The sequence below is a fragment of the Streptomyces sp. NPDC057616 genome (assembly GCF_042800575.1).
Taxonomy (GTDB): domain Bacteria; phylum Actinomycetota; class Actinomycetes; order Streptomycetales; family Streptomycetaceae; genus Streptomyces.
The window spans coordinates 250,319-261,311 of record NZ_JBHVGU010000010.1 but is presented as its reverse complement, the minus strand read 5'-3'; the positions used below and the strand labels follow the sequence as shown (position 1 = coordinate 261,311).

10 protein-coding genes are annotated in these 10,993 nt (G+C 71.2%); 7 read left to right on the top strand and 3 right to left on the bottom strand.

What is annotated here, in order from left to right; all coding sequences use genetic code 11:
- Window positions 1–121 precede the first annotated feature (121 nt).
- From ACFU97_RS15455 to ACFU97_RS15445, 3 genes are all read right to left on the bottom strand, one after another.
- On the bottom strand, window positions 122–619 hold the full coding sequence (locus ACFU97_RS15455; RefSeq protein WP_384255963.1) for a MarR family winged helix-turn-helix transcriptional regulator: 498 nt from the start codon (window positions 617–619) through the stop codon (window positions 122–124).
- Between the two features lie 86 nt (window positions 620–705).
- Complete coding sequence (locus ACFU97_RS15450) at window positions 706–1,593, bottom strand: YihY/virulence factor BrkB family protein (protein WP_384255960.1); 888 nt, start codon at window positions 1,591–1,593, stop codon at window positions 706–708.
- Window positions 1,594–1,657: 64 nt separating this feature from the next.
- Window positions 1,658–2,704: a LacI family DNA-binding transcriptional regulator gene (locus tag ACFU97_RS15445; RefSeq protein ID WP_384255957.1), complete on the bottom strand. Its 1,047-nt coding sequence runs from the start codon at window positions 2,702–2,704 to the stop codon at window positions 1,658–1,660.
- Window positions 2,705–2,925: 221 nt separating this feature from the next.
- Between ACFU97_RS15445 and ACFU97_RS15440 the strand changes: the two genes are divergently transcribed.
- Genes ACFU97_RS15440 through ACFU97_RS15410 form a run of 7 tightly spaced genes read left to right on the top strand, consistent with a single transcriptional unit; the run spans window position 2,926 to window position 10,886 of the window.
- On the top strand, window positions 2,926–4,218 hold the full coding sequence (locus ACFU97_RS15440; protein WP_384255955.1) for an ABC transporter substrate-binding protein: 1,293 nt from the start codon (window positions 2,926–2,928) through the stop codon (window positions 4,216–4,218).
- 9 nt (window positions 4,219–4,227) lie between these two features.
- Window positions 4,228–5,154, top strand: a complete 927-nt coding sequence (locus ACFU97_RS15435) for a carbohydrate ABC transporter permease (protein WP_384255952.1) — start codon at window positions 4,228–4,230, stop codon at window positions 5,152–5,154.
- The gene (locus ACFU97_RS15430; RefSeq protein WP_384255950.1) at window positions 5,151–6,056 is read left to right on the top strand and encodes a carbohydrate ABC transporter permease; all 906 of its coding nucleotides are present in this window, start codon (window positions 5,151–5,153) and stop codon (window positions 6,054–6,056) included. The genes ACFU97_RS15435 and ACFU97_RS15430 overlap by 4 nt, the downstream gene beginning before the upstream one ends.
- 35 nt (window positions 6,057–6,091) lie before the next feature.
- Entirely contained in the window at window positions 6,092–7,354 is a 1,263-nt protein-coding gene (locus tag ACFU97_RS15425) for a glycosyl hydrolase (RefSeq protein ID WP_384255947.1), read from the top strand.
- The gene (locus ACFU97_RS15420) at window positions 7,351–7,473 is read left to right on the top strand and encodes a hypothetical protein (RefSeq protein WP_384255944.1); all 123 of its coding nucleotides are present in this window, start codon (window positions 7,351–7,353) and stop codon (window positions 7,471–7,473) included. Before ACFU97_RS15425 ends, ACFU97_RS15420 begins: the two co-directional genes overlap by 4 nt.
- A gap of 36 nt (window positions 7,474–7,509) precedes the next feature.
- Complete coding sequence (locus ACFU97_RS15415; RefSeq protein WP_384255942.1) at window positions 7,510–10,530, top strand: alpha-mannosidase; 3,021 nt, start codon at window positions 7,510–7,512, stop codon at window positions 10,528–10,530.
- Between the two features lie 47 nt (window positions 10,531–10,577).
- Window positions 10,578–10,886 (top strand): protease inhibitor I42 family protein, encoded by a 309-nt coding sequence (locus ACFU97_RS15410; RefSeq protein WP_384255939.1) that lies wholly within the window; start codon window positions 10,578–10,580, stop codon window positions 10,884–10,886.
- Window positions 10,887–10,993: the final 107 nt, after the last annotated feature.

Genomic DNA, 10,993 nt, shown 5'->3' with positions numbered 1-10,993 from the left:
GTCGCCGGGCTGATCGAGCACGTCGGCAACCGCGACCTCCTCGCCGACGCCTCCGTCGTCTGCCTCGACTGGACGGGCCGCGCGCCCGGCGAGCCCGGCCAGGAGCGGCCCGACCGCTGACCTACGGCTCCTCCGGCGGCCGCACGAACGCCTCGTCCGGTGTGGAGAGCACCGCCTTCATGCCGCTGACCAGCGCCGACCGCTCCGCGGGCGCCATCGCCGCCAGCACGCCGGCCAGGGCCTGCGTGCGCCGGTGCGCCACGTCCTTCAGCACCCGCCGCCCCTGTCCCGTCAGGGTCAGCTGCACCTCGCGGCGGTTGCCCGGATGCAGTGTGCGCTCCAGCATCCCCGCGGCCTCCAGCCGGTTGCACAGCCGGCTGGCGGTGGGCAGCCCTATGTCCAGCCGCTCCGCCAGGCCCGTGAGGTTCAGCTCCGGTGCCGTCTCCAGCGCCCGCAGCGCACGCAACTGGTGCAGGGACAGCCGTACGGCGGCCTCCTGGGCGGCCAGGGACCACAGGTTCGCAAGACGCTCCACCGCGTCGGCGATCTCGCGCGCGTCGGCGCTCGGTTCGTCGCCCAAGCCCTCCGCGCGGTCGTCGGCGCCGCCGGGAAGAGTCACGAAGGCATCACTTTCCGTAAGATCCGGTCCTGCGGGGACATCTCATATTCCAACGCTGTACCCGAAGTGCCGCGACACAAGCAGTGCTACGAGGGTTCCGTCACCGGTACGGGCCGTTCGGCCGGTGCCTGCGGCACCGGCTTCGCCAGCTCCGCGTTGAACTGCGCGCCCATCAAAAGGGCCAGATTGGACAGCCACAGCCAGATCAGGAAGATCACGACGCCGGCCAGTGAGCCGTACAGGCGGTGGTAGGCGCCGATGTGGGACGTGTAGACCGCGAATCCGACCGATACGGCCAGAAGGAGCAGTACGGCCAGGGTGCCGCCCGGTGCCATCCGGCGGACCGGGCGGGACGACGCGGGGCCCGAGCGGTACAGGACGAGCACCATCGCCACGGCGACCACGGCCACGACCGGCCAGCGCAGGGCGTCCCACGCCGCCTGCGGCCCGCTGCCGAGATCCAGCGCCCGGCTCAGCCGCCGGGCCAGGCTGCCGGTGAGGAACAGCGTGAGCGTGGAGGTGAGCAGCAGCGAGATCAGCACCAGGGCCGTGACGATGATGCGCGGAGCCGTACGCCAGACGGGGCGGTGCGCGCTGACCCGGTGCATGGAGTGCAGGGCCCGGCGGAAGACGCTCAGATAGCTCGATCCCGACCACAGGGCGCCCGCCCCGCCGAGGAAGACCAGCGTCCACGCCGTCGACGACTGCCCGGTCAGCTGCCGCAGGGTGCTGCGCAGCAGGGGCTGCGACGCGACCGGGGCGGCCTGCGCCATGCGGTCGATGACCTCCGGCTTCGCGGTCGGCATCGTCAGCCCCACGATGGACAGGATCACCAGCAGCACCGGGAACAGTGCCAGCACGGCGTAGTACGTCAGCGCGGCGGCCCAGTCCGTGACGTCGTCGTTCCAGACGGCCACCGGGGTCCGGCGCAGCGCCGCCCACCATCGAGACCTGCGACCGTCTGCATCGTCCATGGGGCGGATGTTCTCACCTTCGTTGTTGCGCGGGCCGCCTGATCGTCCCGGGGCCTCGGCTGGCTCATGCCCCCCGTGCCACGCCTGTACTCTCCCGCACGATCACCTGGGGCACCGGCACCCGCACCGTGCGCGCCGGGCCCCCGTCCAGCAGCGCGGTCAGCTCCCTGGCCGCCGTACGGCCGAACTCCACGCTGTCCCGGGAGAGGGCCGACAGCCAGGGCCGGACCATGCGGCACAGGGCCGAGTCCTCCCAGGCCACCACCGACACGTCCGCCGGCACGGTGAAGCCGAGCTCGGTCGCGGTGGCGACGCCCGCGACGGCCATCACGTCGTTGTCGTAGATCAGCGCAGTCGGGGGAGCGGGCCGGCCGAGGACGCGGCGGGTGACGGCCGCGCCCTCCGCGTCCGAGTAGTCGGTGGTCACCGACTCGACCTCGTGCAGGCCGCGCCCTTCCGCCTCGGCGCGCAGCGTGCGCACCCGCCGCTCGGTGTGGGCGAGGCCGGGCAGGCCCGCGATGTGCACGATGCAACGGTGGCCCAGCCGGTACAGCTCGTCGACGACGGAGGCCATCGCGCCCGCGTCGTCCGCCCACACCGTCGACAGGCCGGGGTGGCGCTCGTCGGGCGCGCCGCCGATCACCACGGCGGGCAGGCCGAGTTCGTCCAGCAGATCGGGCCGCGGGTCGTCGGTGCGCGGATCGACGACGAGGACGCCGTCCACGCGGTGCTCGGCCCACCAGCGGCGGTAGACCGCGCACTCGTCGGCGACGTCCTCCACCACCTGGAACAGCAGACCGAGATGACGCTCCGCCAGCACCTCCTGTATGCCCGAGACGAGCTGGAGGAAGAACGAGTCCACGCCGAGGGTGTCCGCCGGCCGGGCCAGTACGAAGCCGACCGTCGCCGCGCCCTCCCCGGACAGCTGGCGCGCCGCCGCACTGGGCCGCCAGCCCAGTTGCTCGGCGACCCTGCGCACCCGGTCCCGGGTGACCTCGGAGACGCCCGGGCGGCCGTTGAGCGCGAAGGAGACGGCGCTCTCGGAGACACCGGCGCGCTGCGCGATGTCCTTCATCGTCGGCCGGCGGGCCGGGGAACGCCTGGCTGGCACCTGGCTCACCCTTTTCTCGGCAGTCAGAGCTAATGCGCTTGAGTGCGAGAACGGTAAAGCGCATTAGTGATGAAGCGCAAGTTCTCGATCACGGCAGCTCTGACCTGCACTAATGAGAACTGAATTTCTTTAGTGGAGGTCAATCCATTGACTTCCGGGGAACGCCCCGGGCATGGTCCCTGGCGTCACCGCCAACGACACTCCGAGGGAGCCGTGTCACCGTGCCCACATCCCGCAGAACCTTCGCCGCCGTAGCCGTCGCCGCCCTCGTCCTGCCGCTGAGCGCCTGCGGTTCCGGCGGCGACGACAGCGGATCGTCCGACGCCTCCGGCAAGATCGAGGGCGACATCACCTTCCAGACCTGGAACCTGAAGGCCAACTTCAAGCCCTACTTCGACGGCCTGGTCGCCGACTTCGAGAAGAAGTACCCGGGCACCCACGTGAAGTGGATCGACCAGCCCGCCGAGGGCTACGCCGACAAGATCAGCGCGGACGCGGCCGGCGGCACCCTGCCCGACGTCGTCAACGTCTCCCCGGACCTGGTCGCCCCCCTCGCCAAGGCCGGCCTCGCGCTCGATCTCGACAAGGCCGCCGCCAAGTACAAGAAGGAGTACCTGGCCGGGGCCTGGGCGAGCCACCAGATACCGGGCATGACCGGCACGTACGCCTTCCCCTGGTACCTCAACACCGGCCCGCTGTTCTACAACAAGTCCCTGTTCCGGAAGGCCGGACTCGACCCCGCGCAGCCGCCGAAGACGTACGCCGACCTCTTCGCCGACTCGCTGCAGATGGCGAAGAAGAGCGACGGCAAGGTCGCCACCCTCGCCAACGTCCCCACCATCGAGGACTTCGGCCGCTACGGCGTCGAGCTGATGGACAAACAGGGCGCCGCCTTCACCTTCAACGACGCCAAGGGTGTCGAACTGCTCACCAAGTACAAGGAGTTGTACGACGCCAAGGCCCTCGACCCGCAGGCGCTGACCGCCACCCCCGAGTCCTCGGGCAAGAAGTTCCTCACCGAGGCCGTCGCCATGAACCCCGGCAGCGCCCTGGACCTCGGCAACTTCAAGAAGCAGGCGCCGAACCTGTACAAGAACATCGGCATCACCGACCAGATCACCAGCACCGGCCACGTGAACATGTACGTGATGGGGGTGATGGTCAACTCCAAGACCAAGCACACGCCCGCCGCCGTCGCCTTCGCCCACTTCGTCACCGACGCCGAACACCAGATGTCGTTCGCGAAGAAGGTCGCCATCTTCCCGAGCACCGCCGGCTCCCTCGACGACCCGTACTTCACCAAGGAGGACGGCACCGACGAGACGCGCGTGCGCATCGCCGCCGCCAAGTCCCTGAAGAACGCGGTCAATTACACGCCCGTGCTGTTCAGCGACCAGATGAAGACGGCGCTGCGCAACGAGGTCGCCAAGGCGCTGCAGGGCAAGGAGAGCCCCAAGAAGGCTCTCGACAACGCTGTCAAGCAGTGCAACACGCTGCTCCAGCAGCAGGGATAGGACGCCCAGATGGCCTTGTCCACCCTGTCCGGCCGGCGGGCGCCGGGAGCGGGAGGCACCCGGCGCGTCCGTCGCCAACTGCCCACCAGCCCCTGGCTGTTCGCCGCCCCCGGACTGCTGATCACCGGCATCTTCATCCTGTACCCGTTCGTCTCCACGGTGATCAACTCCTTCACCGACCGCCGGACGCTGATCCCGGGCGAGTTCGTGGGGCTCGCCAACTTCCGCGAGCTGCTGCACGACGACATGTTCTGGATCGGGCTGCGCAACAGCACGCTCTACGTCGTCGGCGTCGTGCCCGCGCTGGTGATCCTGCCGCTGCTGCTCGCGCTGCTGGTGCAGAAGAACATCCCCGGCATCACCTTCTTCCGCTCCGCCTTCTACACGCCGGTCGTCGCCTCGATCGTCGTCGTCGGGCTGATCTGGGTGTGGCTGCTCGACGAACGCGGCCTGATCAACTCCCTGCTGGAGGGCATCGGGATCGGCCGGGTCGGCTTCCTCAGCGACCAGTGGCTGCTCCTGCTGAGCGCGATGGCCGTGACGGTGTGGAAGGGCCTCGGCTACTACATGATCATTTATCTGGCGGCGCTGGCGAACGTGCCCCGTGAACTCCACGAGGCCGCCGCCGTCGACGGCGCGGGCGCGGTGCGCCGCTTCCTCACCGTCACCGTCCCCGCCGTCCGCTCCACCATGGTCCTGGTCGGCGCGCTGTCCTCGGTCGCCGCCTTCAAGGTGTTCTCCGAGGTGTACCTGATGGCGGGCCCCAGCGGCGGACCGGCCGGCGAGGACACCACGCTGGTGATGCTGGTCCAGCGCACCGGCACCGGCCTCACCGGCCGCGTCGGCTACGCCTCCGCCCTCTCCCTCGTCGTCTTCGTCGTCACCGTCGCGCTGATGCTGCTCGTGCTGCGCGCCGACCGAAGGGAGGAGACATGAGCGTCGCCGAAAAGGTACGGCCCGCCGAGGCGCCGGCCCCGGTCCGGGAGCCGCGCGTCACCGACGAGCACGGCCGCCGCATCCGGGTGTGGGAACTCGCCCTGCGCTACGTGCTGTTGCTGGCCGTCCTCGCCCTGACCGTCGGCCCGTTCCTGTGGCAACTGTCCACCTCGCTGAAGGGGCCGACGGAGGACATCTTCAGCTCACCGCCGAAGTTCCTGCCCGCCCACCCCACCCTGCACAACTACGAGCGGGTCGCCGAGACCATCCCGGTGTGGGACTACGCCTTCAACTCCCTGAAGGTCGCCGCCGCCAACGTCGTCACGAACTGCGTCGGCTCGGCCCTGGCCGGCTACGCGCTGGCCCGGTTGCGCTACCGCGGGCGTCGCATCGCCACCCTTGCGTTCATCCTGGCGATGCTCGTGCCGGTGGAGGGCATCATCATCGCCCAGTTCACCACCATGCGGGAGCTCGGCCTCAACAACACCCTGATCGGGGTCGTCCTGCCGGGCTGCATCGGCGCCATGAACGTGCTGCTGATGCGCAACGCCTTCCTCAACCTGCCCTACGAGATCGAGGAGGCGGCCTACGTCGACGGCGCCAACGTCTGGCAGCGGTTCCTGCGCATCGCGCTGCCGTCGGTGAAGGGCACCCTCGCCGTGGTCGCCATCTTCGCCTTCATGGGCGCCTGGGACGACTTCCTGTGGCCGCTCATCGTGCTCAGCGACCCCTCCAAGTTCACCCTGACCATCGGCCTCAACTACCTGCACGGCACCTTCGCCAACGACGAACGCCTCGTCGCCGCGGGCACGGTCATCGCCGTCGCACCGCTGATCGCCCTCTTCGCCTGTCTGCAGCGGTACTTCTTCCGCGGCGTGGGCGAGGGGGCCGTCAAGGGCTGACCGCCGCACCCGAGTTCAAGGACACAGGACACCGCATGCCTTCTGCCGTGCGCTTCGGCGTCAACTACACCCCCAGCAAGGGGTGGTTCCACCACTGGCTCGACTACGACCCCGACTCCGTACGCGCCGACCTCGACTCCATCGCCGCCCTCGGCCTGGACCACATCCGCGTCTTCGCGCTGTGGCCCTACTTCCAGCCCAACCGCACCCTGATCCGCCCGCAGGCCGTCGAGCAGCTGGTCCAGCTCGTCGACGACGCCGCCGCACGCGGCCTCGACGTCAACGTCGACGGCCTGCAGGGCCACTTGAGCAGCTTCGACTACCTGCCCGCCTGGACCCGCACCTGGCACCGCCGCAACCTCTTCACCGACCCCGACGTCCTCGACGGCCAGGCCGCCTACCTGCGCACCCTCGCCGCCGCCCTCGCCGACCGCCCCACCTTCCTCGGCATGACGCTGGGCAACGAGGTCAACCAGTTCTCCGCGGGCCCGCACCCGGACCCCGACCGCGCCACCGAGGAGCAGATCGACGCCTGGCTGGCGCGCATGCTCGCCGCCTGCGAGCATGGCGCCCCCGGCAGGCTCCATCTGCACGCCGAGTACGACGCCACCTGGTACCAGGACGACCAGCCCTTCACCCCCGCCCAGGCCGCCCGCCACGGCGCCCTGACCGCCGTGCACTCCTGGGTCTTCAACGGCACCGCCCAGCGCCACGGCCGCACCGCCGTACCGACCGAGCACCACGCCGCCTACCTCGTCGAACTCGCCAAGGCCTGGGCCGAAGAGCCGCACCGGCCCGTCTGGCTCCAGGAGGTCGGCGCACCCGCGCCCCTCGTCCCGCCCGAGCACGCGGCCGCTTTCACCGCGGCCACCGTCGCCAACGCCCTGGACTGCCCCGACCTGTGGGGCATCACCTGGTGGTGCTCCCACGACGTCTCCCGCGACCTCGCCGACTTCCCCGAACTCGAATACGGGCTGGGCCTGTTGACCAACGACCGGCGGCCCAAGGACACCGCCCGCACGCTCGCCGACGCGGCCGCGCGCGCCCGTACCCTCGCGCCGCCGGCCCCCCGCACCACCGCCCTCACCGTCCCCGCCGACCCGGCCCTGCGCTCACGCTGCGCCCCCGGCGGAGAGGTCTTCGACGCCTTCTTCCGGCTGACCGCCGACGGCGCCCGCCCCACGACCGTCCTGGGCACCCTGGCGGACGACAAGGAGCACCTCACCGCACGCGGCATCACCGAGGTCGTCACGCCCGAACAGGTACGCGCCACCCCACCGGGAGGCACCGGCTCGTGACACCCACCGGACGCACCGCCCTCCTCACCGGCGCCGCGGCCGCCCCGCGATTGGAGTCGCGTGCGGTGGGGGAGCTGTACACCTCGTCGGACCCCGTCACCGTGACCCACCTCTGGTAGCACCCGCAATCCGCCCCCACCCTTGGAGCACCCCGCATGCATGACGACCGCAGCCTGGTCGAAGCCCGTCTCAAGCGCGTCCTCGACGAGCGCATCCGTCCCGCCGTGTACCCCGAATCCGTGCCGCTTCAGGTCGCGGTGTGGCACGCGCCCGGTGAGCCGGTGCCGGTCGCCGAGGGACTCGCGGCCGAGCCCGAGCCGATCGAGGTGGGCGCCCGGTGGGGTGCTCCCTGGGGGACCAGCTGGTTCCGTGTCACCGGTACGGTCCCCGAGGCCTGGGCCGGCCGGACCGTCGAGGCAATCATCGACCTCGGCTTCGACGAGAACATGCCCGGCTTCCAGTGCGAGGGCCTGGTCTACCGGCCCGACGGCACCCCGGTGAAGGGTCTCAACCCGCGCAACCAGTGGGTCCGCATCGGCGCGACCGTCGCCGGCGGGGAGGAGGTGCGCCTGCACGTCGAGGTCGCCTCCAACCCCGTCATCCTGGACTACCACCCCTTCCTGCCCACGCAGTTGGGCGACAGGGAGACCGCCGGCAGCGCACCGCAGTACACCCTCGCCCGGATGGACCTCGCCGTCTTCGACGAGACGGTGTGGCAGCTGGTGATCGACCTGGAGGTGCTGGGCGAGCTGATGGCGGAGCTGCCCGTGGAGTCCGCCCGCCGCTGGGACATCCTGCGCGCGGTGGACCGGGCGCTCGACGCGGTCGACCTCCAGGACGTGGGCGGCAGCGCGGCCGAGGCCCGCTCACGCCTGACCGAGGTGCTGGCCGCGCCCGCCGTGCCCTCCGCCCACCGCATCAGCGCCGTCGGTCACGCGCACATCGACTCGGCGTGGCTGTGGCCGCTGCGCGAGACGGTCCGCAAGGTCGCCCGCACGACGGCGAACATGACCGCGCTGCTGGAGGACGAGCCGGACTTCGTCTTCGCCATGTCGCAGGCCCAGCAGTGGGCCTGGGTGAAGGAGCACCGGCCCGAGGTGTGGGCGCGGGTGAAGAAGGCCGTCGCCGACGGGCGGTTCGTGCCGGCGGGCGGCATGTGGGTGGAGTCGGACACCAACATGCCGGGCTCGGAGGCCATGGCCCGGCAGTTCGTGCACGGCAAGCGGTTCTTCCTCGACGAGTTCGGCATCGAGAACGACGAGGCCTGGCTGCCCGACACCTTCGGCTTCGCCGCGGGCCTGCCGCAGATCATCCGCGCGGCCGGCTCCACCCGGTTGCTCACCCAGAAGATCTCGTGGTCGCAGACGAACAAGTTCCCGCACCACACCTTCCAGTGGGAGGGCATCGACGGCACCCGGATCTTCACCCACTTCCCGCCCGTCGACACCTACAACTGCTCCATGAAGGGCAGCGAGATCGCCCACGCGGCGCGCAACTTCAAGGACAAGGGCAGGGCCCGCCACTCCCTGGCGCCCACAGGCTGGGGCGACGGCGGTGGCGGCACCACCCGCGAGATGGTCGCCAAGGCGGCCCGGCTGCGCGACCTGGAAGGCTCGGCCACCGTCGCCTGGGAGACCCCGGCGGAGTTCTTCGCCAAGGCCGAGGCCGAGTACCCCGAACCGCCCGTCTGGGTCGGCGAGCTCTACCTCGAACTCCACCGCGCCACCCTCACCAGCCAGGCCGGCACCAAGCAGGGCAACCGCCGCAGCGAGCACCTCCTCAAGGAGGCCGAGCTGTGGGCGGCGACAGCGGCCGTACGCACCGGATTCGCCTACCCCTACGAGCAGTTGGACCGCATCTGGAAGACGGTGCTGCTGCACCAGTTCCACGACATCCTGCCCGGCTCGTCCATCGCCTGGGTGCACCGCGAGGCCCGCGCCACCTACGCCCGCCTCGCCGGGGAGCTGACCGGGATCATCGACGCGGCGCAGCGCGCCCTGGCCGGCGAGGGCTCGACGCCGCTGGTGTTCAACTCGGCCCCGCACGCCCGCGCCGGGGTCCCCTCGGGCGGCGCCGCCGCCCCCGTCGTCGACGGCCGGACGCTGCTCACCCCGCGTGAGGGCGGCGGCCACGTCCTGGACAACGGGCTGCTGCGGATCGGGATCGACGCCCGCGGCCTCGTCGTCTCGGCCTACGACCTCGCGGCCGACCGGGAGACGATCGCCCCGGGCCGGGCGGCCGGCGTCCTCCAACTCCACCCGGACTTCCCGAACATGTGGGACGCCTGGGACGTGGACGAGTTCTACCGCAACACCGTCACCGACCTGACGGACGCCGACGAGGTGGCCCCCGGCGCGGACGGCGCGTCGGTGCGGATCGTGCGGTCCTTCGGCGCCTCGCGCGTCACGCAGGTGCTGTCGCTGGCGCCGGGGGAGCGGCGGCTGGTGCTGGACACCGAGGTGGACTGGCACGAGACGGAGAAGTTCCTGAAGCTGGCCTTCCCGCTCGACGTGCACGCCGAACGGTACGCGTCGGAGACCCAGTTCGGGCACTTCTACCGGCCCACCCACACCAACACCTCGTGGGAGGCGGCCAAGTTCGAGGCGTGCAACCACCGCTTCGTGCACGTCGAGGAGCCCGGCTGGGGCGTGTCGGTCGTCAACGACTCGACGTACGGCCACGACGTGACCCGCAGCGTACGCACCGACGGCGACCGGGGTACGACCACGACCGTACGGGTGTCCCTGCTGCGTGCCCCGCGTTTCCCGGACCCCGAGACGGACCAGGGTGTCCACCGTTTCCGGCATGCGCTCGTGCCGGGCGCCGGCATCGCGGACGCGGTGCGCGAGGGCTGGCGGATCAACCTGCCCGAGCGCCGGGCGACCGGTGCGGGTGAGGTGGCGCCGCTGGTGGGCGTCGACCGGGACGCGGTCGTCGTCACGGCCGTCAAGCTGGCCGACGACGGCAGCGGCGACGTGGTCGTGCGCCTGCACGAGGCGCACGGGGCCCGCACCCGGGCCACGCTCACGGCCGGATTCACGCCGGCCGGCGTGACCGTGACCGACCTGCTGGAGCGCCCGCTCAGCGACGCGGCAGCACCGGAGTGGGACGGCTCCGCGATCCGCCTGGCGCTGCGTCCCTTCGAACTGGTCACGCTCCGGCTGGCCAGGTCCTGACCCGGCGCAGTACACCGGTAGGACCAGAGCCGAGGGGGTGGGGTCCCGTGGGTGAAGTGCACGTGTCGGCGCACGACCGGGAGGTGCGCGTGGCGCTGGGCGACGACCTCGTGGTGCGGCTGCCGGAGAACGCCACGACCGGCTACCGGTGGCACGTCGAGGGCCTGCACGGCGCGCTGCGCGTCGAGGCCGACGCGTACACGCCGCCGGGACGGCTCCTGCCCGGCGCCGGTGGCACGCGTGAGCTGCGGCTGCGGCCGACGCAGGCCGGCGAGGGGCGGCTGGAGCTGGCCCTGAGGCAGCCGTGGGGCGACGATGTGGCCGAGCGCTACGCCCTGCGCGTCACCGTCGAGTGACACGGCAGGAGCGGTGACGCCGTACGGGGCCGGGGGCGGTGGGCCAGGGACAGACCACCCCCCTCCAGGTGGAGGCCGAACAAGAAGAACCCCCCGGACCCGCTCTC

What these genes read in the sequence shown, in the direction of transcription:
- ACFU97_RS15450 (WP_384255960.1), bottom strand. Translation starts at nt 1,593, where the DNA reads ATGGACGATGCAGACGGTCGCAGGTCTCGATGGTGGGCGGCGCTGCGC.
- ACFU97_RS15435 (WP_384255952.1), top strand. Translation starts at nt 4,228, where the DNA reads ATGGCCTTGTCCACCCTGTCCGGCCGGCGGGCGCCGGGAGCGGGAGGC.
- ACFU97_RS15430 (WP_384255950.1), top strand. Translation starts at nt 5,151, where the DNA reads ATGAGCGTCGCCGAAAAGGTACGGCCCGCCGAGGCGCCGGCCCCGGTC.
- ACFU97_RS15425 (WP_384255947.1), top strand. Translation starts at nt 6,092, where the DNA reads ATGCCTTCTGCCGTGCGCTTCGGCGTCAACTACACCCCCAGCAAGGGG.
- ACFU97_RS15415 (WP_384255942.1), top strand. Translation starts at nt 7,510, where the DNA reads ATGCATGACGACCGCAGCCTGGTCGAAGCCCGTCTCAAGCGCGTCCTC.